This window comes from Bacillota bacterium, from assembly GCA_023511455.1.
GTDB lineage: Bacteria > Armatimonadota > HRBIN16 > HRBIN16 > HRBIN16 > HRBIN16.
This window is the reverse complement of the sequence record JAIMBJ010000017.1, coordinates 44254-66863: the sequence shown is the minus strand read 5'-3', so window position 1 is coordinate 66863 and position 22610 is coordinate 44254. Positions and strand designations below refer to the sequence as shown.

The window sequence follows — 22610 nt, the reverse complement described above, 5'->3', positions numbered from 1 at the left end:
CATAGAACGTCCCAGCCCCTCGGCGGTGTGTGGAAAGAGTGTATCATGTTCTCTTTCCCACGTCTATACTAACAGAGCGCAAGCGAAGCATCTCAGAGCCACACAAGATTCTTCGCTTCGCTCAGAATGACAGGATTTGTCTCTTCAGGTTACAAACTGTCCAGCAGCCTTTCCACTGCGTAACTCCTGAGGGGATTAGAACGGCGTTCATGCGGGTTGGGGATGGGGGAGACACGCGGGTGTGCCCCTGCGATGGGACAATGGGTTCAACGGCGCGGTAGGGGCAACCACAAGGGGTTGCCCCCCTTCGGTACGGTTGACCCTGTGTGGTGTAAACCGTTAATTGGAGGGCGGATGTATCTGTTGCCAGAAACCGGCGTCGGGCAGGAAGTGCAGGCGGCACGCGGGCACGTCGCGCGCCAGCGCGGACACCACGTTCAGCATCCATTCCGCCACCTGCGCCCCCTCGGCAAACTGCAGGCTACACTGCAGCAGGGCGCGCAGGGCGTCGCCGCGCGACAGGGGTTCCACGCGGTGCTGGGCGGCGTGTTTCAGCAGGTAGATGGCGTGCAGGGGGGCGTGCAGGTTCGCGCCAGCGCGGGCGAAGTCGCCCCAGAAGGGGGTTCCGTACACCTGCCAGCCATCTGGCGTGCGGCGCACCGCCACCAGTTCATCGCTCAGAACCTCCGCGAGGTCGCACAGCAGGCGCGCCACCGTGCTTTTGCCCGCGCCCGAACGCCCCGCAAACAGGTATCCGCGCCCCGCGTCGCGCACCGCGGCGGCATGAAGGATAACCCCCTGGCGCTGGGGCAGGTACAGTGCCAGCAACGCCCGCAGGAAGGAATCGACGGCGTAGGGACTGTGCAGGCAGGTGACCTCCGCGCTGTCGGCGTCGGGACTGACGTCCGCCACGAAGGTGTCGTATACGAATCGCCAGCCGCCCTCGGCTGGGCGCACCTTCACGCTCTCGATCCGGGCGCGGGTGGGTGGACTGGCGATGGGTTGCAGGCGGATGCGGATGTGGGGCGATGGCTGTGCGCTGCAGACGAACGCCTCGTACCGCTCCTGCACGAGTTGCGACAGGAACGCGGGGTCGGGGCATTCCAGCCTCAGTGCGATATCCGCGATGGAGAGAGAGAGGTGATTCATAGGCTTTCCTTCCCCCTATCAGATTCTACGCTTGCGCTCAGAGTGACGTTCTTTGTCATGCTGAACGAAGTGAAGCATCTCTGAGATTCTTCGCTTCGCTCAGAATGACAGTGGTGGTGGCCCCCTTTGTCATGCTGCACGGAGTGAAGCATCTCTGAGATTCTTCGCTCGCGCTCAGAATGACAGTGGTGGTGGCCCCCTTTGTCATGCTGAACGGAGTGAAGCATCTCTGAGATTCTTCGCTTGCGCTAAGAATGACGTTCTTTCAGAATGACATTCACCTTTTCTATGGTACCCGAACATAAGCGTTGCCCGGCTGTCGGCGCACGAGGTTGTGCATTTCCAACAGCAGCAGTTCCGCGTTCAATTGGGCGACTGGCAGGCGCAGTTCATCGGCGAGCGCATCCACGTGCTTGGGCGTGAGCGACAACGCTTGCAGCACCTGCTGTTGCACGGGCGTCAGGGTGGGCAGGGCGGCGCGTTCCGGAGGGGGTTCGGGCGCAATGCCCAGCGCGCGCACGATGTCCTCCACGCTGTCCACGAGGGTTGCGCCCTGCTTAATCAGCTGGTGGCAGCCTGCGCTGTGTCCGGTGTCGATATTGCCGGGCACGGCGAAGACCGGTTTGCCCTGTTCCAGTGCGTGGCTGGCTGTAATCAGCGCGCCGCTATCGCATGGAGCCTCCACCACCAGCACGCCCAGCGCCAGCGCGCTGACGAGGCGGTTTCGGGCGGGAAATCGCCACTGGTCGGGCTGGATGCCGGGCGGATATTCGGAGATGAGTGCGCCTTGCGTGGCGATACGCTGGAACAGTGCCGCCGATTCGGCGGGGTACGCCACGTCGATGCCACAGCCCAGCACTGCGATGGTACGTCCGTTCGCCCGCAGTGCGCCGGTATGCGCGGCGGTGTCGATGCCCCGTGCGCCCCCGCTGACGATGGTGAGCCCGTAGCGGGCGAGTTCGCGCCCCAGTTTCTCGGCGACGGTGCGTCCATAGGAGGTGGGTTTGCGCGTGCCCACGATGGCGATGGCGAAGCGGTCGCGCTCCTGCAGGCTGCCGCGCACGAACAGCAGGGGCGGGAAGTCTACGATCTCGCGCAGGGGGGCAGGGTAGTTCTCGTCGCGCCAGGTCAGCAGTCGGGCGTTCGCCTTTTGCCAGCGTTGCCACTGTTCTGGGGTCAGGTCTGGGGCGTTCAGGATGCGCGCGGCGGCGGCTTCGGTCATGCCCTCAATGCGCAGCAGGTCGGTACGTGAAGCGTGGAAGAGGTCTTCGGGTTTCTCGAAGCGCTCCAGCAGGTTCAGCAGGCGGCGTGGAGGAAGCTCGAGATACGCCAGTCGGAGCAAAGCACGCAGGCGAGCTTCCTCCACCGTTCGGACACTCCTGTTAGTATCCGTCTTCGCCGCGTCCCGGTGCTCCGCCGCCGCGGCGTCCTCCCAATCCACCAGGCACGCCGGGCACTCCCATGCGCTGTTGCTGCGTGGGCGTGGTAGTGCGTTTGCGCAGGGTGTTATCCACGATGAAGGTCCACGCATATTCGGTGCGGTTGCCGCGCCAGTCCTCCGCGATGACCTTCACGGTGTGTCGCCCGTCGGCGAGGGGTTTAACGGTTGCTGCCCCTGCGGGCTGTCCGGTGGGCGAAGCGGATGCTTCTCTGGTATCCCACAGGTAGCTGATTTCTCCCTTGACGAGGTCGAACTCATATTTCACGGGCTTATCGTCCAGCAGGAACTGGATGGTATCGGTTTTGATACCCGAGCCGTCGTCGCTGATGAGCGCACGGAAGCGGATGGGCGGTTGTCCCGACATGGCGACACCGCGCGTTGGTTCCAGCTCGGTGATGGTGGGCGGGATGCTGTCGGGTGCATCGGCGCGGAAGGTGGTGAGACTGCCGTCATCCGACACCACATACAGCGTGCCGTTTGCCACCACTGGCGGCGCAGTGATGTCGGTAAAGGAGGGACGCTCGGGGGTGGAGGAAGACGACTGTAAGAGGTACTTCCACAGGACGGCTCCGTTCGAAGCGTCCAGAGCGTAGATGCCACCCCGCGTCGTGCCGATGATAAGCACATTCCCTGCCAGTGTGGGTGGAGCGACCGGCTGGTTGGTGAACACAGGCTCTTTGCTGTTCCACAGCAGTTTGCCCGTGTTGTCGAACGCCCACACGCGACCGTCGCGCGTCAGCACGTAGACCATGCCATTGCCTGCAATCGGCTCCGTCACGATGTCGTCGGGCAGGGTACGCGCCCACAGCTGTCGTCCGCTGCGCGCCTGCAGCACCTGCAGTGCGTTTGAGGAAACGACATACACATTGCGGTCTGCCACCACCGGCGACAGGGCATACAGTGTGCCCGGCAGGCGTGTTCGCCACAGGAGCAAGCCTGTTGCTGCGGCTGCGGCATACAATGTCTGGTCTGCGGAGATGAAGTACACCATGTCATCCGCCACAGCCACTGCGCCGTTGACGGCATCCAGCGTACGGAACCCCCCGCGCCAAACCGGTTCGCCTGTTTTGGCGTTAATCGCGTAAACCTTTCCGTCAGCAGCCCCGAAGTACACAACGTCGTTCACCACGGTCGGTGGGGACAGTATCGCCCCCTGTGCGCGGAAGGACCAGAGATATTTGCCAGTGGGCGCAGAGAGGGCGTACAGGTTGCCGTCCGTGGCTCCGACGTACACGATGCCTTCCGACACCGCGGGGGTGGTGCGGAACTGTGCATCCAGCGGCTGGTCTGCCGGATAGCGCCATAGCACACGTCCTGTTTCCGCATCGAGCGCGTAGAAGCGGTCACGGCAGGCGTAGTAGATGGTGTTGCCGACGATGGCGGGCGCTGCCGAGTTTTGCGGTGCGGGTGAGGCGGTGAATCGCCAGTACATCGCGACCGGCATCTGAATACCTCCCGGCGCGATACCGCCATGCGTGGGGGAGAAGCGGTAAACCTCCACATCCTGAGCAAGTGCTGCCGACGCCACCAGAAGCACCAGTGCGCACACTGGCAGCGCGCGAGTCCATCCTGCAGAGATGAAGCCCTTCAAGCGCATTCGCATAGTCGTCTCTCCTCGCCTCGGGTTTGTTTGCAGACGTACCATCCAGTGGGTACGGTATATCATACAGCGGGGCAGGTTCAGATTCCTGCTATCCCCGCGCAATTTAGACGAGGGCAGGCTCCGGCAGGTTACCTCAGGGCAAAGCGTTGTGCACGCGGCAGTGGGCGCGCCCTGGGAATGCTGGAGCCTGCTGGCGGAACCTTTTGGGCGGTCCACCCGTATATATGAGTAGCGCATGTCCTCCTTTTCACTCTGTCCATCACATCGATGGAGCCTGCTACACAGAGCGTTCGCCCAACCCCGACGCCTCTGGAAGCAGGCGATTTTTTCGTGCGGGCTTGCTTGCTTTTTACTTCCACAGTACAATAGAACCATCCTCTTTCAGGAGGGGATTGCGGTGTCCTCTTTGTGGGATGTTTTGACGCCCTTGTTGCTGGCCTGTGTGCTGGGGGCGGTGGTGGGGCTGGAACGCGAGCTGCATGGCAGACCTGCTGGTTTGCGCACGCATATCCTGTTGTCAATGGGCGCGGCGCTGTTTGGCATGGTCTCCGCGGGCATGAAGGGCGCGAATACCGACCCCACGCGCATCGCCGCGCAGGTGGTAACAGGTATCGGATTCATCGGTGCAGGAACAATCATCCATCTCGGGGGCACGGTACGCGGGTTAACCACCGCCGCGAGCATCTGGGCAACCGCCGCTATCGGGCTCGCAGTCGGATTGAACCGGCAGTACTGGTTGATGGCGATGGTGGCAACCGTGATGGCTTTCCTGACACTGACGCTGGTGCATCTGCTGGAAGGTTTTCTCAGGCTGAAGCGTCGGGTGCGGGACCTGGAGGTGGTGGCGCGAGAGGAAGAGGCGGTGATTGAGCCTCTGCTCGATATACTCTCCGCGATGCGGGTGGATGTGCAATCCGTTCGTATTCTGCCCACATTGCTACCCGGTACCCGTCGTTATGAGCTTTCGCTGGACCTGCCGGCGCGGGTTTCTGCGCAACAGGTTCTGGGCAGGGTCGCGCAGTGTCAACAGGTGATAGAGGTGAAGTGGGACTGATGCCGACGTTACTGGACATAAAGCTTGTGGACGAAATCGTGGGCTGCGCACTTCGTGAGGACGTTGGTACGGGGGACATGACCACCTTGTTGACGGTGCCGCCAGGCACGGAGGCACTGGGCGAGTTCATCGCCACGCAACCGGGTGTGCTGGCGGGGTTGGTGGTGGCGGAGCGGGTATTTTACCACTGCGACAGTCGGGTACAGGTGGAGCCGATGTTGAAAGAGGGTCAGCGTTTCGACGCGGGTGCGGTGCTGGCTGTGGTACGCGGAGAGGCGCGGGCAATTCTCGTCGCCGAGCGGGTTGCGCTGAACTTTCTGCAGCGATTGAGCGGCATCGCCACGCTGACCGCACGCTTCGTGGAGGCAGTGCGCGACCTGCCGGTGCGAATCTGTGATACGCGCAAGACGACGCCCGGATTGCGTTATCTGGAACGCTACGCGGTACGGGTGGGAGGCGGCTTCAACCACCGCTTCGGGCTGTACGACGCGGTATTGATTAAGGACAACCACATCGCGGTGTGTGGGGGCATCACGGAGGCGGTGCATCGCGTGCGACGCACATTGCCACACACGATGAAGATAGAGGTGGAGTGCGGTACCCTCCAGCAGGTTCAGGAAGCGCTGGAGGCAGGAGTGGACATCATCCTGCTGGATAACATGACGCTGGACGACCTGCGCGAGGCGGTACGGATGGCTAAAGGGCGGGCTTTTCTGGAAGCCTCGGGCGGGGTGCGTCTGGAAACGGTGCGCCCAATTGCCGAGACGGGGGTAGACGCCATCTCGGTGGGCGCATTAACGCACTCCGCGCCCGCTATCGATATCAAGCTCGAGCTGCGGTTGGCTTGAGCCGATTTACACACGCCGGGCACGCATTCGCGCTTCGCGCCGGGCGGCTTTCTGCTTCTCCTCTTTGCGCTTGCGTCGCTGACGCAGCTCCCTTTGTCTCATGCGCATGGCATCGCCTCCTTTTGTGTTTCCCCAGGCGGAGATTTTACACAGGACAGGGCAAAATGTCAAACTGCCTGCCCCGTTCTCCAGCCCCTGTTCCCCACTGCTTGCATTTTCTCGGTGTCGGCACTATAATGGAATTGCTGGAGCGATTGCAGAGCACGCCTGAGCTGAGGAGGTAGCCTTTCCCGCATCGTGCAGGTCAGCGCACTGAAGCACACCACGAAAGGGGGGCTTTACCATGCCGAAGGCGAAGGACATCATGACCACCGACGTGGTCACCATTCAGGGCACTGCCACCGTTGCCGAGGCGGTCGCGCTGATGAAACAGAAGGGGGTGCGTTCGCTGATTGTGGAGCGGCGCAACGAGGACGATGCCTACGGCATTATCACGCAGCGCGACATCGTGTACAAAGTGGTGGCGAAGGGTCTCTCTCCGCAGTCGGTGCAGGTGCACGAGATTATGAGCAAGCCGCTGGTGGTGGTCAATCCCAATCTGGACGTGAAGTACGTGGCACGGCTGCTGGCGAACACGGGTCTGTCTCGTGCGCCGGTGATTGGGGAGCACCGTCTGATGGGCGTGGTATCGCTGAGCGACATCGTGAACAAGGCGATGTGATAGTGGGTTCCGAGGGGCGGCGCGAGCCGCCCCTTTTTGACACCTGCCAGTGTTGCGAGAGACAGCCGCTTTTGTTATAATAACATGGTAGCTTCTGTCTACCAACCCTTACCCGCAAGAAAGGAAACCCGCGAATGCCAGAGGAGATTGCCGAACGAGTGCCGGAGATTGAGATTGTACCGCTGGAAGAAGAGTTAAGCCGTTCGTATCTCGGTTATGCGATGAGCACCATCATCGCGCGCGCCCTGCCCGATGTGCGCGACGGGCTGAAGCCGGTGCAGAGGCGTATCCTCTACGCGATGCGCGAGATGGGCGTTACCCCCAACAGTGCCCACGTCAAATGCGCCGCTGTGTGTGGGGAGACGATGAAGCGCTTCCACCCACACGGCAATGAGGCGCTGTATGCCACCCTGGTGCGCATGGCGCAGGATTTCAGCATGCGCTACCCGCTGATTGACGGACAGGGCAACTTCGGCAGCGTGGATGGCGACCCGCCCGCAGCGATGCGCTACACCGAATGCCGCCTCTCGCCGCTGGCGATGGAGATGATGGAGGACATCGACAAAGAGACGGTGGACTGGCAACCCAACTACGACCAGTCCACGATGGAGCCGATGGTGCTGCCGGGCAAGTTTCCCAACTTCATCTGCAACGGCGGCAGCGGCATCGCTGTCGGTATGGCGACCAACGTGCCCCCGCACAACCTGCGCGAGGTGGCAGACGCCATCACCTATTTGATTGACCATCCGCAGGCATCCGTTTCCGACCTGATGAAGCATCTGCCGGGCCCCGATTTCCCGACGGCAGGCTTGATTCTGGGCACCAAAGGCATTCGCGAAGCGTATGAGACCGGACGCGGTCAGATTATCATGCAGGCAAAGACGCAGATTGAGCCGATGGACGGTGGTAAGCAAGCCATCGTCATTACTGAGCTGCCGTATCAGGTGAATAAGGCAAAGCTTATCGAGCAGATAGCCAACCTGGTCAAGGGCAAGCGCATCGACGGCATCACCGCCATCGACGACTTCACCGACCGCACGGGGATGCGGGTGGTTATCGAGCTGCGGCGCGACGTCAACCCGCACAAGGTGCTGAACTTCCTTCTCAAGCATACGCCGATGCGCCTGTCGTTTGGGGTGATTATGCTCGCGCTGGAAGACGGCGTGCCGCGCGTGCTGAACCTCAAACAGGTGCTGCAGAATTACATCCAGCATCGGCGCGAGGTTATCGTGCGGCGCACGCGGTTCGAACTGTATCGCGCCCAGCAACGCGCCCACATCCTGGAAGGGCTGCAGGTGGTGGTGCGCTTTCTGGACGAAATCATCCGCATCATCCGCCAGTCGGAGAACAGCGAGGTGGCGCGGCGCGCGCTGATGCGCCGGTTCGGCTTCACCCAGATTCAAGCCGAAGCCATTCTCTCCATGCAGCTGCGCCAGCTCACCGCGCTGGAACAGCAGCGGCTGGAGGACGAATACAAGAACCTGTTGCAGGAGATTGCCTATCTGGAAGATATTCTGGTGGACGAGCGGCGCGTGGCGCAGATTATCAAACAGGAACTGAAGGAGCTGAAGGACAAATACGGCGACGAGCGGCGCACCCGTATCATCGCCCGCGAGGCGGAGGAGATTGGCGAGGAGGATATGATCCCCGAAGAGGAGATGCTGGTGACCATCACGCGCGATGGTTACATCAAGCGTCTGCCGCTGGACACCTACCGCAGTCAGCGACGCGGCGGGAAGGGCGTCATCGCCGCCACCACCAAAGAGGAAGATACTCTGGAGCACATCTTCCAGGTCAGCACGCACCATTATATCCTTTTCTTCACCGACCGCGGGCGCGTGTACCGCCTGAAAGCGTATGAGGTACCGCAGGCAACTCGCCAGGCAAGGGGCACGGCGATTATCAACCTGATTCGCATCGAGCCGGGCGAGAAGATTACCGCCACCGTCTCCATCGCCGATTTCTCACCCGACAAATATCTGGTGATGGGCACGCGCAAAGGTGAGGTGAAGCGCGTCGCGCTATCCGAGTTTGCTAACCTGCGGGCAAATGGACTGTTCGCGTTTGACCTCGAAGAGGGCGATGAGCTCGGCTGGGTGCAGGTTACCTCTGGAGACGATGAGCTGGTGTTTGTCACGCGGCAGGGCATGAGCCTGCGCTTCCACGAGAGCGATGTGCGCTCGATGGGCAGGGCAGCAGGCGGCGTGCGCGGTATCCAGCTGGGCAAGGACGATGCAGTGGTCGCGCTGGTGAAGGCATACAGGGACCGCGACCTGCTGGTGATTTCGGAGAAGGGCTACGGCAAGCGTACGCCGTTCAGCGAGTATCGCGTGCAGGGGCGTGGCGGCAAAGGCATCATCACCTTCAACGTCACCCAGCGCACGGGGCCGCTGGTGGATGCCAAAGGCGTACTTCCCGACGACCGCATCATCGCCGTGACGGCGCAGGGTAAAGCCATCCGTGTACCCGTTTCGCAAATCCGCCGAACGGGGCGCAACGCGCAGGGAGTGCGCATCATGACGCCGGACGCAGGCGATTACGTATCCGCCCTCGCGCGCATCGTGCAGCGCATCGACGACGAGGGTGTGGAGGAAGGTGAAGAGGCTTGAGGCGTGCGCCAGACTGGCTGAAACAGGCGGAAAGCGAGTATGCCGCTGCGCGTTCACTGTACGAGGATGGGCACTGGGCATGGTGCTGTTTTACCTGCCAGCAGGCAGCGGCAAAATCGCTGAAGGCGGTGCTGGAACATTTCGGAGACGTGCAGACAGGGCGCAACCTCAACCTGTTGCTGGAGGCTGCAGCAGAATACGCCCTGCCGCCGGATGAGGTCCGTCATGCGTGCGCCCGTTTGAACAGGCTCTACATACCGACACGGTATCCCGATGCCTTTTCGGAAGGTGCGCCCGCCGACCAGTACACCAGGCTGGATGCTGAAGAGGCAATTCAAGATGCCGAAACTGTGTTACGATACGCTCGCGAAGCTGTCGAATCGCCCGCACTTTGAACGTTTTCGCGCGAGCGTGGAACAAATGCTCGCCGCACGGGGCGATGACATTGCCTTCATGGTGTTGTTCGGATCGATGGCGACCGGCAAATGGATGCCATACAGCGATTACGACCTGCTGATTGGGCTGAACAAGGACGATGGCTTGCGGTTCATTGACCGTATCGGCGAGTTCCAGCGGTTTGTGCAAACGGACATTGACGTGTTCCCGTACAGTAAAAGCGAGTGGCAAAAGATGTTTGAAGACTATCACCTGTTGCTGCTGGAAGCGATGGATAAAGGCATCGTGTTGTGGGACGACGACAGCTTCGCACGCATGCGCGAGCGGTTCCTGCAGTGGCAAAGGGAAGGCATCTTGCAGCGCAGGGAGCGCGGCTGGCGTGTGGTAGTCAAGAGTGCAGGTTCTTATCAAGCTGGGCATTAGCGAAGCGTCTCGTTTGCGGTCAAGAAGTTTGCGAAGGAATGAGGGAGATTCTTCGCTTGCGCTCAGAATGACGTTCCGTGTCATGCTGAACGGAGTGAAGCATCTCTGAGATTCTTCGCTTGCGCTCAGAATGACGTTCCGTGTCATGCTGAACGGAGTGAAGCATCTCCAATTCTTCGCTGAGGCTCAGAATGAGGAAGTAGATTATGGCAGGGCGTAGCGGCTACGAGATTCTGGAACATACCGCCGACAAAGGGGTGCGGGCGTGGGGCAGAACGCTGGAAGAGGTGTTTGAAAACGCCGCACGGGGCATGTACCGGCTGGTGATAGACCCTGTGGGCAAAAAGGCAGATGTTTCCATGCCCATCTGCGTGGATATGCCCGACCCTCTGGACCGCTCTGACCTGCTGGTGAAGTGGTTGCGCGAGTTGATATACCTGACCGATGTCCAGAAGGTGGTTTTCACCGACTTCACCGTGCATCGGGTCACGGAGACCGGCGTCGAGGGCGAAGCGCGAGGGATTGTGGTGGAGGATAATTCGATGCTGGACGGCGCGCCGGTGAAAGCGGTAACTTATCACCGATTACGTTTGGAGCGAACGCCCGAGGGTTGGGAAGCGGAGTTCTACGTGGACGTGTAGAGGAATGCCACTCTGGGCACCGAAGATAACAGCTAAAACAATGAACGCGGGTTTTCGACGATGAATACTTTTGTATACATTACCTGTCCGGGTGTAGAAAGATACCGGTTTTCTGCCCACCATCCCTTACGTCCCGAGCGAGTGACATTCTCTCAGGAACTGGCGCAGATGCTGGGCGTGCTGCGAGAGGAGGATTTCGTCAAAGCGGAGCCAGCCTCTGGCGACCTTGTTGCCGAGGTGCATTCGCCGCGCTATGTGCGGGTGGTACAGGCTCTGAGCGAAGGCAAGCCCGTGCCGGGCAGTCATGTCTTTGGGTTTGCCAGCAGCGACAACCCGCCGTTTCGGGGTATGTTTGAAGCCTCGCTGGCGGTGGTGGGCGCGTCGGTGGCTGCAGCACAGGCGGTGATGGACGGTGTGCAGGTGGCGGTCAATCTGGCAGGCGGTCTGCACCATGCCCGCCGCGAGGAAGCAGCGGGCTTCTGTATCTTCAACGACCCTGCGGTGGCTATCCATGTGCTGAAACAAAAGTACCGTCGGATTGTCTATCTGGATATAGACGTGCATCACGGCGACGGCGTACAGTGGCTGTATTATCGAGACCCGCAGGTATTGACGATATCGATACACGAGTCAGGGCGGTTCTTGTTCCCCGGCACGGGGCACCCCGATGAGATTGGGGAAGGAGAGGGGCGGGGTTACTCCGCCAATGTCGCGTTTGGGCGATACGTGGATGATGAGGTCTGGTGGTGGGCATTCCAGCAGGTGGTGCCGCCACTGTTCCGGTGGTTTCAGCCAGAGGTGGTGGTGTTGCAGATGGGGGCAGACACGCACTATACCGACCCTCTGGCGCATGCGATGCTGACCACGCAGGGCTGGTTGCGTGCGGTGCAATGGGTGGCGGAGCAGGGTATTCCTGTCGTGGCAACGGGTGGAGGCGGTTATTCGCTACCTGCTGTCGTAAGGATGTGGGTACTCGCGTTAGCAACGTTGAAGGGTGTGCCGGTACCCAACTGCATCCCGCCCCAGTTTGCATTGCATGGCGAGGTCAAGACCCTGTATGACGTGGATGTTCCCGATGTACCGGATCGCATGCATGAGGCCGCAAGGCAATTTGCCGGGCAGTCGGTGGACGAGCTGAAGCAGTATCTGCAACCGTATGTGGAATGGAGTGGTATGCATGAGGAGGCGAATGGGTCTGTCCCGCAATATCCGTGAGATTCTGCAAATCAGCAAGGAGCTATCTACCGAAGAGGTGCGCGAACTTGCCGACAAACGGTTCCGCATTGCCCTGGTAGGCAGCACCATGCGCACACACGATGTGACGGAGCAACTGCTGGAAGGCTTGTCCCTGCCTGAGCGGGAGACCTCGCGTGCGTTCCTGCTTTGCGCTTCGACAGTGCCTTCGGAACCCGCTGATATCCTCATTGACTGCGGTGGTGCAGAGGAACCCGTGCTGGGTGAGCATTACACCTGGCTGTTGCCGGAGGATGGTGCCCTCGTGGCGAGGCGCATTGTGAGCGACCTGCCCGGCCTGGCGGTCGCGCTGGCGAGGCGCTTTCCGATGTTTCGCGAGCCGGCTATTGAATACCTGATTAAAGAGGCGTCCCGCGTGAACGGGCAGATTGCGATGCTGTCGGCGATACCGGGAGTCATTCCCGCTGCCAGCGTGTTCCTCCCCCCTGCAGCGGTGGCGGACATCGTGATGCTCACCAAAAACCAGATAATGCTTTTGCTGAAAATTGCCGCCGCGCTGGGCATGCCTTACCACACGCGCGACCGGCTGAAGGAGATTGTGCCGGTGGTGGCGGGAGCGATGGGCTGGCGTTCGCTGGCGCGAGAGTTTGTGGGGATGGTGCCGGGCGGGGTGGGGGTGCTGGTGAAGGGCGCCATCGCCTATGCCGGTACCTACGTGGTGGGCAAGGGCGCAGAGTGGTTCTGGCGCACCGGGCGCGAGTTGAGCCGCCAGCAGAAGGAACGCCTCTACCGGCAGATGCTGGAAGAGGCGACGCGGGTGCTTGCGCCTCCCTCCTCGCAAAACACCGCTCGCTCTAAGCAGGAAGAGGACACCAGCCATCCGTAGAGTGAAGGCAGGTTCTTCCTGGTTGTCCTGCTGAACCAAGTCAAGCATCTCTGAGATTCTTCGCTAACGCCCGCAACGACATCCGCTGTCCTTTAGGACGGCGTGGAGACTGTCGGGCATTCTGTCATGAGGCTTTGCGCACCGCAAGATATGCTACGGATGCCACTGCGAAATCTTCTCTGAACCGCTATCCGCTCCCGATAAAATTGCCAGTTTATTCCTCAGTTCTGACGTAAACTCGTAGGATACACAGGTACAGCAGAAGGTCTCATGTTCTATAGTGGAGCTAAGAAAAAACTAACTCAAGGAGGGGTTCGCTATGAAACGACTGATGACCGCCTTTGCACTGGCGTCCGCCCTGACGCTGATGACAAGCATGGGCACACTCGCGGCGACTTTCACGCCCATTTCCAGCCCCGACGCCGCGTATCTGGCAGCGACGAACTACATCGACCCGTCTGCTATACCGAATTACACCTATGTGTCTTCCATCTCCGATGGAACGCAAACGGTGTCCTTCCAACTTCCAGACGGTTCTGGCTCTTGGTCTGTTGTGAAGCTTACTGCTCCAGGTGGCGGCTGGGCGATGTGGAGTCACGAGCCGCATTCGCAGCGAGACGCCTCTGGCACTCTTCCCGTGTTCTCCTCGAACACAGCCACCATACTGCGCTTCCAACTGGCGACGCCGGTGAACATCTTCGGCTTCGAGGCGGAGCCTAATCCCTTCGAACTTCACACGATGGTCGCGAAGTTCTACGACGCCTCGGATAACCTGCTGGGCACCATCTCGCGGGATGTGGACGGCAATGCCGGCGCGCGCCTTTTCGCGGCGCAGTCAGATGTGCCTATCGCCTACGTGGTGTTCAGCTCGGATGTCGACTGGGCAGTGGGCGCGTTCCGCTACGGCTACGGCACGCTCGGGGGTTATCCAGTCATTCCCGAGCCGGGCACGATGCTGCTGATGGGCATCGGCGGTTTGGCGATTGGGCTGGGCCGGCGCTTCGGACGAAAGTAGCCCTCACCCCTGCCCCTCTCCCACGCTGTGGGAGAGGGGTGATTGTTTGCCCTCACCCATACGCATCAAGCTAAGCCCCCACCCCCAGCAAGAGTTGATAACTTCGCGGGTGGAGCCTGCTTTTGTTCATGCGACAGCCTTGCGCCACACAACCCGCAATCGTGCCGAGCACCTCGCACAATTGCCCAGCATCCCCAAAGGCACGCGCCAAACCCAATGCGAAACGCCGCACCGTTTTGGCTGCCTTCGGTAAACTCCTATCGGCATACCGCCAACAACTTACCAGCAGAACCCAGTGCTGCACCAGCATCGCCAACAACTTGGCATACACTTCACACAATATCCGCCACGGCTTCCTATTGCGCGACGTCTCCACCCGACCGTGAGACTTCCACAGTTTGAAAAGCAATTCTATCTGCCACCGCAGGCAACCCAATACCAACCCTTCGCCAACCGTCAGCAACCTCGTCGGCACGTTGGTGATGTATATCGTCCAATCTGCCCAAGCCAGTCGCCTCGGGCTGACCATCCGACCCTTGCGACGGGCTTGTGCCTTGAGGCGGCGACGACGCTGCTCTGCCTCTTGGGGTGACACCCGACGCGCTAACAACCCACAGGGCAGACATCGGTCCTTCCCCAAGCGCACGGGGATATCTACCGTGTCTTGACCTTGCGCCTGCAGCAGTTCCAAGACATCCCTTTCTTGCCCAGTCGCACCCAACACCGCCGTCTGCACCTGCAGGCGCATCAGCCAGTATACCCCGCGCGCATCCAAGCCAGCCAAACAATCGAGGCTGAAATAGCCCAAGTCAGCCAGCCACAAAGCGCCCGCCGGAAGGTCATCCGCAGGCAGAGGCGCTCTCCGATCCGAGCCACGCCCAGCCTGCAAGGCAGGTCCTTGCAGTTGACCAGTGGTCAGGTTGAGCCGCAGTTGGATTTTAAGAGAGGATTGCGTCCTTTGCTCCGTCCGCCCGCCACAGCCACGCCAGATGCCCGCCAGTTCGTCCGGCAAGGGAATAGTGGAACTATCTTGCACATAGACGCCATTGAAACGCTCTAACAGAGGGAGGGCAACGGGTTCGTCCGCCACCAGTTGTTGCAGACCCGCTTCCAAGACCTGTTGCAGACACTGTGCCGCTTCGGGGGTGAAACGCTCATCCAGCCCTTGTGGGGTAATCTGGACGCCTAAGACGGCAGCGGTTTGTGCCAGTTCCTCCAGGGTGGCTTCGGGGTTGGAGAGCCAGCCGAACACCAGCGTTTGGGCAAAAGTGCCGCCTGTCAGTTTGACTTGTCGTTGGATAAAGCCGCTGCGGCGCCCGGCGGCATCGGCTTCGTCGGTCAAGACGGTTTGCATGCATCGAGCCACTTGTGGTAAAGTGCTCATGGGAAGCTCCTCCTGGCACGAGTTGGGTATGGTCTCATTATGCCAGAGGTGCTTCCCCTTTGTCATCCCTTAGCTTGATGCGTATGGGGTTCATTGTTTCCTCACCCCCGTCCCCTCTCCTGCAAGGAGAGGCGTGTCCTTGTCTGTCTTCCGCGACCATGAAAGGGATTTAGTGGAACAGGAGTTAGCGGTGTTCTGGTGGTATTACTGGTGTGAGTTTGGTGCAAAGGAGGGGTGACGTTGGCGGAGGTGGTGTGCCTGGGTGAGGCGCTCATCGATATGGTCGCTCAACAGAAAGGCGTCACGATAGCGGAGGCGAAAGGCTTTTCGCCCGCTCCGGGCGGTGCGCCCGCGAATGTGGCGGTCGGCGTGGCAAAGCTGGGCGTGCGCAGTGCCTTTCTGGGCAAGGTCGGGGCAGACCCGTTTGGTTACCTGTTAAGAGATACCCTGTACCAGTATGGGGTAGATGTCGGAGGTATGCGGTTCGAAGAGAAAGCGCGTACCGCACTGGCGTTCGTGTCGCTAACGAAGGAGGGTGTGCCCGACTTCATCTTCTATCGAAACCCCAGCGCGGATATGCTGTATGAACCGGGCGATGTGGACACTCACCGCGTGCGCCGGGCGAAGATATTCCATTTCGGTTCCATCTCCCTGCTGGACGAGCCGGTGCGCAGTGCGACGCTGTTTGCTTTGCAGATAGCCCGTGAAAGCGGTTGCCTCATCTCGTACGACCCCAACATGCGTCCTGCCCTGTGGCGCAGCGAGGAAGAGGGCAAGCAGCAGTTGGAGGCGGGTCTGCGCTTTGCCGACGTGGTAAAGATGAACGAGGCCGAGCTGCAGTTCCTCACCGGGGTTCGCACACCAGAGGTGGGCGTTGCCCATCTGCTGAGCCTTTATCCGCAGCTGGTGCTGGTTGTGGTAACATTAGGGGAGAAGGGATGTTACTACGCGACGCCTGCCCGTAGCGGGGCAGTTTCAGGGATACCCGTGGAAGTGGTAGAGACCGTTGGCTGCGGGGATGCCTTTGTGGCAGCGATGCTGGTGCAGCTGCGCAAGAGGGCAAAGGGACGCGAGGGGGTGCGCAACCTGAGCGACTCAGACCTGCAGCGCACGTTTCTCTATGCCAATGCAGCCGGGGCAATAACCGCCACCCGCGCGGGGGCTATTCCGGCTTTGCCAACGGACGCTGAGGTGGCGGAGATGTTGCAGAGAGTGTGACGGGAGGAATGTGATGAAGCGTATCGGTGTTTTGACCAGTGGCGGAGACGCCGCTGGCATGAACCCAGCCCTGCGTGCCGTGGTGCGGACGGCGATTGTGGCGGGGTTAGAAGTCATCGGTATCGAACGCGGGTATGAGGGGTTGCTGAACGGCTGGCTTCGACCCATGGACCTCTCGTCGGTCGGGGGCATCATCAATCGCGGGGGTACTGTCCTGCGTACCGCTCGCAGTGAGCGTTTCAAAACCGACGAGGGTTTGCAGCTGGCGGCGCAGGTGCTGAACGAGAACGGAATCGAAGGGCTGGCAGTTATCGGCGGGGACGGCTCTTTTCGGGGGGCGGCGAAGCTGGAGGAGGTTTCAGGAGTAGCGGTCGTGGGCATCCCCGCCACGATTGACAACGATATCGGAGGCACGGAGTATACGCTGGGGTATGATACCGCTCTGCAGGTGGCGATGGACGCAATTGATAAGATTCGCGATACCGCGGACAGTTTCGAGCGCATCTTCGTGATTGAAGTGATGGGACGGTCGCGCGGCTTTATTGCGGCGGCGGTGGGGCTGGCTGGCGGCGCGGAGGCAGTGCTGGTTCCCGAAATCCCCTTCGACCTGATACAGATATGTGAGAAGCTGAAGCGGGGCATCGCGCGGGGCAAGCGTTCTGCCATCATCGTCACTGCAGAAGGCGCGGCAAAAGCGCAGGAGGTCGCTACGTTTGTAGAGATGTATCTGCGCGAGGAGGTGCGCGCTACCGTACTCGGCTACACCCAACGCGGTGGCTCGCCCACTGCGACCGACCGCATCTATGGCGCGCGTTTTGGTGCGCTGGCGGTGGAGGTACTGCAGCAGGGGCAGAGCGGCATGATGACCGCGGTGCAGGGAGGACAGGTGGTGGCAGTTCCGCTGAGGGCGTGCTGGGAACAGCCTCGCGTGCTGGATGAGAGCCTGTTGAAGCTGAACGAGGTGTTGGCGTCGTAGCAAGAATGCCTGCGGCGAGCCGGGAGACCGTAAGATATTGCCAGAGAGTTTCGTGTAGGAGGAGCAGATATCGATGATACTCACCGTGACCCTGAACCCTTCCGTAGACCGCCTGATCTACGTCAGACAGCTGGTGCCGCATGATACCAACCGCATCCTGCGCATTGAAGAAGACGCCGGTGGGAAGGGTGTGAACGTGGCGCGGGTGCTGAAGCGGCTGGAGGTGCCTGTGGTCGCCACCGGCTTTCTGGGCGGCAGGGCCGGAAGGTACGTGTTGCATGAGCTGAGTGAGGTAGACGGTGTGGAGTGCCGATTTGTTTGGGTAAACGGCAACACGCGTACCAACCTTGCCATTCAGGAAGAGGACGGTTCTCCACCGACCGCACTGAACGAGCGCGGACCGCAGATTTCATTGGAGGAACTCGACAGCTTGCTGCGGGCGGTGGAGGAACTTTCGCGGAGCGCGCGGTTTGTGGCGTTAGGGGGCAGCCTGCCGCCCGGAGTGCCGACGGATATCTACGCTATGCTGGCAGAAATCGCCGCACGTCACGGGGCAAAGGTGGTGCTGGACGCCGATGGCGAGCCTCTGGTGCAGGGGTTGAAAGCTTCGCCCTTCCTCATTAAGCCCAATGAGAACGAAACCGAACGGCTACTGGGGCGAACGATAGACACTGTTGAGGACGCGGCAAAAGCGGCACGGGACTTACACACGGGAGGAGTTCCGGTAGTCATCGTCTCTATTGGCGAGAAGGGGGCAGCCCTCGCCTGTGCGGAGGGATGCTGGGTGGCGATACCGCCCAAAGTGCAAGCGGTGAGCACCATTGGCTCTGGCGATTCGATGATTGCGGGCGTGCTCAGCGTGTGGATGCAGGGTGGTGCGATGGACGAGGCTCTTCGCTGGGGCACGGCAGCGGGCGCAGCGACCGCCATGACCGACGGCTCGGACATCTGCACCGCAGAACAGGTACGTGAACTGCTTCCGCAGGTGGAGGTGAGAAGGTGGTAAGCGACGGAGGCAGATGCCTGCATAAACTGAACGTCGCTATCACGGCGTGCGAGAAGTGTCCGCGTCTGGTAGAGTATATCCGACAGGTCGCTCAGACCAGGCGACGAGCCTACCGCGACTGGGAATACTGGGGCAAGCCTGTTCCCAACTTCGGCGACCCCGATGCCAGGATAGTGGTGGTTGGTCTTGCCCCTGCCGCGCACGGAGGAAACCGCACCGGGCGCATCTTCACGGGCGACGAGAGCGGAAACTGGCTTTTTCGCGCGCTGTACGAGGTGGGGTTAGCCAACCAGCCGGAGAGCCTGCATCGCGAGGATGGCTTGGAATTGCGGGACGTGATGGTAACCGCCGTCTGCCACTGCGCCCCTCCTGCCAACAAACCCACGCGCGAGGAGTTACAGAACTGCCAGCACTGGATGAAGGCGACACTGCGTTGTGTGGGGGAGTGGAGGGTTATCGTGGCGCTGGGCAGGATTGCCTATGAGTGGACCCTGCGTGCATTGAAGGAGCTGGGTTTCGAGCACTCACTGAGAACATCCGCGTTCGCTCATGGTGCGGAGTTTGCGTTGCCCGGCGACCGCTGGTTGCTGTGCAGCTACCACCCCAGCCAGCAGAATACGTTCACGGGCAAGCTGACGCGCGAGATGCTTCTTGCGGCGTTCGAGCGTGCGAAACAACTGGCACATTCCGCAGCGGAGCCCGCTTGACAAACCGGACGCAGGTTGTCAGACTCTAAATGGTGAGAAGCCGTGTTTGACACCTCCACATGGGACAAACTGCTACAGGAGCGCATAGCCGAGCGCGAGCGGCAGCGTCAGCACATGCTGGTTAAGGCGGTAGAAGCGTTGCGACGCTACTTTCGCACAAAAAAAGTGAAAGCCGTTTATCTGACAGGCTCCATTCTGGAGGAGGGTAAGTTCCTCCCAGAGTCCGACGTCGACGTGGCGGTGGAGGGGCTGCCGGAGGAAGAGTACCTCATCACTCTTGCCGATCTGGGATGCCTTCTACACCGAGATGTCGACCTGATCGAGATAGAGAAGTGTCGATTCCGACGGCACATCCTGGAAAAGGGGTTGCGTGTGCTGTGAGAAGAGAGCAAATCGCGCAGTTACTCGGGTATATGAGGCATCAGATGGATGTCATAAAAGGCATCCTGGAGCAAATCAGGTCGTTAGATGTCGCCAGTGTGGAGCGTACGGTCACACTGGGATACTACCTGCATAATTTTTACTCTGCGATGGAAGATTTGTTCGCGGAGATTGCCAGCACCTTTGAGAATCGAATTGAAAGCCCAACCGCTTATCATCGCGAGCTGGTTCGGCGGATGGCAATGGAAATCCCTACCATCCGCCCACCCGTGTTGTCTGCGCCGAGTGCAATACTGCTCGATGAGCTGCGAGCATTTCGGCACGTATTTCGGCATTCTTATAACTACACCCTTGACCCAGAGCGTGTCAGCAGTTTGCGGCACAAGCTGCTCGCCAACTGGGATAGCATCGAGCAGGACCTCTTGCGTTTCGAGCGGTTCCTCTGGGAACAGCTTCAGTCGGAATAGCTACCTCCATACAAACTCGCCCTTCTGCACGCTCCAGTCCGCGCCGAAGAAGCCCGCTCCGAGCACACCTTGCATACCCTTGGTCAGCATGTCAGTGGACAGCACCAGACAATCGGGCACGCCTGCACCGGCGGTGAAGTAGGGCAGTCGGTTGGTCAGGTGCATTCCCGCTAAACCTGTGCCGGAGACTGCACCGACCAGTGCGGTGGCAGAACCTGTTCGCGGGCGAATGAACAGGCAGGCGATACCCTCGCCGCTGAGGGTTTTATCCCCGACGTGCACCGCGCCGCGATGCACCTGCACCGGGCTGTCGCCAAGCAGCAGTTTCCAAGCAGCGTTGGTCTCGGCATTGCCGTAAAGCACGATGTTTCGGTCACGGTAGCGTTCGGGCTGGAACTCGATATCGGGGATTACCTCAAAGGTAGCGTTGCCGCGATACCAGAACGTCTCCGAATCGTAACGTGCTTTCGCCAGAGCCCATGCGTTCTCCTCAGGCGTACCTCTGGTGCCGTACACCAGCACCGGTCGGTTGGTGAAAACGCTCTTGAAGCCGCCGTACCGCTGGGGAGACTTCATCGCAGGTGAGGGTGCAGCTAACAGCCTCCATTGTCCTCCCTGTTTCTCCAGCCATATCTGTCGCTCACGGATGGGGTATGAAATGTTACCGATAACCTGTCCGTCCAGCTCTACGCTCAGCGGTGCGCCCGGCTTCAGGTGTTCCACGCGGAGCGAAAGCCTCGCGACGTTGGTGGTAGTGCCCACGAATCGCCGTTTGCCGGGGTCAAAGCGCAGGTTCACCGAGCTGGCTTTCATTTGCTGTTCCTGCATTTCGATGCTCGCCCAGTGGCAACGCGCAGATACCCCCGGGCTCATCGTGGTGAACTCGACCCGCCGCACGCTGTCGGTGGTCGGCAGGCGGTGGCGGGCAAACAACTCGAAAATAGGCATCCAGTCCACGCAGTCCACGCCCGGCTCGTCCGATACGTCCCACCAGTGCCCCGCGCCGGGTTGTTCGTAATACTCAAAGTCGCGGTGGATGGAAGAGAGGCTCTCACGCATCAGGCGTGCCTCGGTAACGGGCAGGTTGTCGTCGGCGTCGCCGTGCAGTACGTACACGCCTTGCAGAAGGCTGTTGCGCACCAGCGACAGAGTGTCGCTGGGAGAGGCACACCGCAGCAGGAAATCCTCCATCGGGTCGGTCTGTTCGTCGCCAGTGCGTTCACGCTGTCCAAGTCGCGCACTGGTGGCGTATGTCCAGATACTAACCCAACCCGCACTGGGGGCGAGGACAGCAAAGCGGTCGGGATGGGTTAAGCCTACCTGCCACGTGCCATGTCCGCCCATCGAATGCCCAGTCAGGTACACGCGGTAAGGGTCGGTTCGCCACTGCTTCTGGGCCAGTTCCAGTACCTCCAGGGCATCCAGCCGTCCCCATTCTTCCCAGTTGAAGCCAAAGGGGCGGCGATTGGTGGGTGCGACAAGGGTTGCCCATGTTTTGGGGGAGTAGGAATCTACCTGTCCGATTGCTTCCACGCCTGCCCCATGCAGTGTCAAAACCAGAGCCGGAGCAGGAGAGTCTTTGCTCAGCCTCTGCGCAGGCAGCACGGCGTAGTACTGTACGCTCCCATCTATCGTACTGATGAACGTGCGCTTCTGCGATTCGTGGGGTTCGCGGATGCGCAGGGTGAGTTCTGCAGTGTCCACAGTGAACTTCTGTTTGCCTTCCTGGCGCAGCAAGCGCAGTTCCACCTTGCGCACACCCGCGGCGCGGGGTGCCATGCCACGCAGACGCACGGGCACTTTGTAAACCCCAAGAGGTGGCAGCGCAGGCACAGCGCTTTCCACCGTGCGTCCCCCCTCATGCGAGGCAGCGATAGATAGTCCGCGCTGGGTTTGAGTGCTGGCGTTGATGACCACAACACCCAGCCATACGTCCATATCCTCACCGACCACCAGGTCTGGCAGAGTAGCATCGCCGACGTTGAGCAGAACACCATCAGCAGGAACACTGCTCAGCCGAGCCAGCAACTTGCCTGCGCGACTGCAGCGGAAAAGCAGCTCATTCTGCCCCTGCTTTAAGAGCACTGGTATCTTCACGTAACCGTGCTGATACACGTCACCGACGCGCGTTTCGCCGTTGATGGTAACCGACACGTTGCCCTGCATCTCGAGCAGGACGACCTTCTCGCGTTCAGAGGACACCACCGCATACGCATACCCGTTGCGCAGGGCAGGATGTTCAAACCAGCCGTCCGCGCTGGCAGTAACCGCCTGCCACTGCTGTATCGAGCCATCGGGAAAGGTGACGGTATCGCCTGCTTTTGGAGGTATCCACGCGCCGGATATCTGCACAGCCTGTATCGGGTCGGTGTAGAGGATAGAACGGGAGGTTCCCCCAGGCATCGGGAGCACCAGGCACTCGCGAAGGGGTTGAGCCTCACACCAAATTGTCGTCGCCAGCAGTAAGACCCACAGGAACAGAGTCCTCATC

General features: G+C 60.5%; 21 protein-coding genes. 16 read left to right on the top strand and 5 right to left on the bottom strand.

Features of this window, described 5'->3' with window-relative positions; genetic code table 11:
• Nucleotides 1–339: 339 nt before the first annotated feature.
• The 3 genes from K6U75_10540 to K6U75_10530 all read right to left on the bottom strand — a co-directional run bounded on the left by K6U75_10540 (nucleotide 340) and on the right by K6U75_10530 (nucleotide 4193).
• Nucleotides 340–1149, bottom strand: a complete 810-nt coding sequence (locus tag K6U75_10540) for a hypothetical protein (GenBank protein ID MCL6475476.1) — start codon at nucleotides 1147–1149, stop codon at nucleotides 340–342.
• A gap of 286 nt (nucleotides 1150–1435) precedes the next feature.
• Nucleotides 1436–2515 (bottom strand): DNA-processing protein DprA, encoded by a 1080-nt coding sequence (dprA, locus tag K6U75_10535; GenBank protein MCL6475475.1) that lies wholly within the window; start codon nucleotides 2513–2515, stop codon nucleotides 1436–1438.
• 16 nt (nucleotides 2516–2531) lie between these two features.
• The gene (locus tag K6U75_10530; protein MCL6475474.1) at nucleotides 2532–4193 is read right to left on the bottom strand and encodes a PQQ-binding-like beta-propeller repeat protein; all 1662 of its coding nucleotides are present in this window, start codon (nucleotides 4191–4193) and stop codon (nucleotides 2532–2534) included.
• A 397-nt stretch (nucleotides 4194–4590) separates the two neighbouring features.
• Here K6U75_10530 and K6U75_10525 point away from each other — a divergent pair, with 397 nt between their 5' ends.
• The 10 genes from K6U75_10525 to K6U75_10480 all read left to right on the top strand — a co-directional run bounded on the left by K6U75_10525 (nucleotide 4591) and on the right by K6U75_10480 (nucleotide 13980).
• The gene (locus K6U75_10525) at nucleotides 4591–5247 is read left to right on the top strand and encodes an MgtC/SapB family protein (GenBank protein MCL6475473.1); all 657 of its coding nucleotides are present in this window, start codon (nucleotides 4591–4593) and stop codon (nucleotides 5245–5247) included.
• Entirely contained in the window at nucleotides 5247–6095 is an 849-nt protein-coding gene (gene nadC / locus K6U75_10520; GenBank protein ID MCL6475472.1) for a carboxylating nicotinate-nucleotide diphosphorylase, read from the top strand. Before K6U75_10525 ends, nadC begins: the two co-directional genes overlap by 1 nt.
• A 343-nt stretch (nucleotides 6096–6438) precedes the next feature.
• Nucleotides 6439–6816, top strand: a complete 378-nt coding sequence (locus tag K6U75_10515) for a CBS domain-containing protein (GenBank protein MCL6475471.1) — start codon at nucleotides 6439–6441, stop codon at nucleotides 6814–6816.
• Between the two features lie 134 nt (nucleotides 6817–6950).
• Nucleotides 6951–9425, top strand: coding sequence for a DNA gyrase subunit A (gyrA, locus tag K6U75_10510; GenBank protein ID MCL6475470.1), 2475 nt, complete (start codon nucleotides 6951–6953; stop codon nucleotides 9423–9425).
• A complete protein-coding gene (locus K6U75_10505) occupies nucleotides 9422–9820 on the top strand; it encodes a HEPN domain-containing protein (protein ID MCL6475469.1) in 399 nt (132 codons plus the stop codon). The genes gyrA and K6U75_10505 overlap by 4 nt, the downstream gene beginning before the upstream one ends.
• Nucleotides 9765–10244, top strand: coding sequence for a nucleotidyltransferase domain-containing protein (locus tag K6U75_10500; protein MCL6475468.1), 480 nt, complete (start codon nucleotides 9765–9767; stop codon nucleotides 10242–10244). The genes K6U75_10505 and K6U75_10500 overlap by 56 nt, the downstream gene beginning before the upstream one ends.
• A 206-nt stretch (nucleotides 10245–10450) precedes the next feature.
• Nucleotides 10451–10885, top strand: coding sequence for an archease (locus K6U75_10495; protein ID MCL6475467.1), 435 nt, complete (start codon nucleotides 10451–10453; stop codon nucleotides 10883–10885).
• 60 nt (nucleotides 10886–10945) lie between these two features.
• A complete protein-coding gene (locus K6U75_10490; GenBank protein MCL6475466.1) occupies nucleotides 10946–12100 on the top strand; it encodes an acetoin utilization protein AcuC in 1155 nt (384 codons plus the stop codon).
• Complete coding sequence (locus K6U75_10485; GenBank protein ID MCL6475465.1) at nucleotides 12075–12965, top strand: hypothetical protein; 891 nt, start codon at nucleotides 12075–12077, stop codon at nucleotides 12963–12965. Before K6U75_10490 ends, K6U75_10485 begins: the two co-directional genes overlap by 26 nt.
• Nucleotides 12966–13704: 739 nt before the next feature.
• Nucleotides 13705–13980, top strand: coding sequence for a PEP-CTERM sorting domain-containing protein (locus K6U75_10480; protein MCL6475464.1), 276 nt, complete (start codon nucleotides 13705–13707; stop codon nucleotides 13978–13980).
• Between the two features lie 70 nt (nucleotides 13981–14050).
• Here K6U75_10480 and K6U75_10475 read toward each other — a convergent pair whose 3' ends face one another.
• On the bottom strand, nucleotides 14051–15364 hold the full coding sequence (locus K6U75_10475) for an IS4 family transposase (protein ID MCL6475463.1): 1314 nt from the start codon (nucleotides 15362–15364) through the stop codon (nucleotides 14051–14053).
• Nucleotides 15365–15604: 240 nt separating this feature from the next.
• On the opposite strand from K6U75_10475, the gene K6U75_10470 reads away from it, so the two are divergent.
• From K6U75_10470 to K6U75_10445, 6 genes are all read left to right on the top strand, one after another.
• Nucleotides 15605–16582: a hypothetical protein gene (locus K6U75_10470; protein MCL6475462.1), complete on the top strand. Its 978-nt coding sequence runs from the start codon at nucleotides 15605–15607 to the stop codon at nucleotides 16580–16582.
• Nucleotides 16583–16595: 13 nt separating this feature from the next.
• On the top strand, nucleotides 16596–17558 hold the full coding sequence (gene pfkA / locus K6U75_10465) for a 6-phosphofructokinase (GenBank protein MCL6475461.1): 963 nt from the start codon (nucleotides 16596–16598) through the stop codon (nucleotides 17556–17558).
• 73 nt (nucleotides 17559–17631) lie between these two features.
• Nucleotides 17632–18564, top strand: coding sequence for a 1-phosphofructokinase (gene pfkB, locus K6U75_10460; GenBank protein ID MCL6475460.1), 933 nt, complete (start codon nucleotides 17632–17634; stop codon nucleotides 18562–18564).
• A 17-nt stretch (nucleotides 18565–18581) separates the two neighbouring features.
• Nucleotides 18582–19271, top strand: coding sequence for a uracil-DNA glycosylase (locus tag K6U75_10455; protein ID MCL6475459.1), 690 nt, complete (start codon nucleotides 18582–18584; stop codon nucleotides 19269–19271).
• A 114-nt stretch (nucleotides 19272–19385) separates the two neighbouring features.
• Nucleotides 19386–19652: a nucleotidyltransferase domain-containing protein gene (locus tag K6U75_10450; protein ID MCL6475458.1), complete on the top strand. Its 267-nt coding sequence runs from the start codon at nucleotides 19386–19388 to the stop codon at nucleotides 19650–19652.
• A 44-nt stretch (nucleotides 19653–19696) separates the two neighbouring features.
• Complete coding sequence (locus K6U75_10445) at nucleotides 19697–20119, top strand: hypothetical protein (protein ID MCL6475457.1); 423 nt, start codon at nucleotides 19697–19699, stop codon at nucleotides 20117–20119.
• Here the strand turns inward: K6U75_10445 and K6U75_10440 are convergent, their stop codons facing one another.
• Entirely contained in the window at nucleotides 20120–22609 is a 2490-nt protein-coding gene (locus K6U75_10440) for a prolyl oligopeptidase family serine peptidase (protein ID MCL6475456.1), read from the bottom strand.
• Nucleotide 22610 lies beyond the last annotated feature (1 nt).

Coding starts and splice junctions, on each gene's coding strand:
- K6U75_10495 (MCL6475467.1), top strand. CDS start 10,451: ATGGCAGGGCGTAGCGGCTACGAGATTCTGGAACATACCGCCGACAAA.
- K6U75_10540 (MCL6475476.1), bottom strand. CDS start 1,149: ATGAATCACCTCTCTCTCTCCATCGCGGATATCGCACTGAGGCTGGAA.
- K6U75_10445 (MCL6475457.1), top strand. CDS start 19,697: ATGGATGTCATAAAAGGCATCCTGGAGCAAATCAGGTCGTTAGATGTC.
- K6U75_10440 (MCL6475456.1), bottom strand. CDS start 22,609: ATGAGGACTCTGTTCCTGTGGGTCTTACTGCTGGCGACGACAATTTGG.
- nadC (MCL6475472.1), top strand. CDS start 5,247: ATGCCGACGTTACTGGACATAAAGCTTGTGGACGAAATCGTGGGCTGC.
- K6U75_10475 (MCL6475463.1), bottom strand. CDS start 15,364: ATGAGCACTTTACCACAAGTGGCTCGATGCATGCAAACCGTCTTGACC.
- K6U75_10490 (MCL6475466.1), top strand. CDS start 10,946: ATGAATACTTTTGTATACATTACCTGTCCGGGTGTAGAAAGATACCGG.
- pfkA (MCL6475461.1), top strand. CDS start 16,596: ATGAAGCGTATCGGTGTTTTGACCAGTGGCGGAGACGCCGCTGGCATG.
- K6U75_10480 (MCL6475464.1), top strand. CDS start 13,705: ATGGTCGCGAAGTTCTACGACGCCTCGGATAACCTGCTGGGCACCATC.
- K6U75_10530 (MCL6475474.1), bottom strand. CDS start 4,193: ATGCGAATGCGCTTGAAGGGCTTCATCTCTGCAGGATGGACTCGCGCG.
- K6U75_10500 (MCL6475468.1), top strand. CDS start 9,765: ATGCCGAAACTGTGTTACGATACGCTCGCGAAGCTGTCGAATCGCCCG.
- K6U75_10515 (MCL6475471.1), top strand. CDS start 6,439: ATGCCGAAGGCGAAGGACATCATGACCACCGACGTGGTCACCATTCAG.
- gyrA (MCL6475470.1), top strand. CDS start 6,951: ATGCCAGAGGAGATTGCCGAACGAGTGCCGGAGATTGAGATTGTACCG.
- pfkB (MCL6475460.1), top strand. CDS start 17,632: ATGATACTCACCGTGACCCTGAACCCTTCCGTAGACCGCCTGATCTAC.
- K6U75_10485 (MCL6475465.1), top strand. CDS start 12,075: ATGGGTCTGTCCCGCAATATCCGTGAGATTCTGCAAATCAGCAAGGAG.
- K6U75_10450 (MCL6475458.1), top strand. CDS start 19,386: ATGCTGGTTAAGGCGGTAGAAGCGTTGCGACGCTACTTTCGCACAAAA.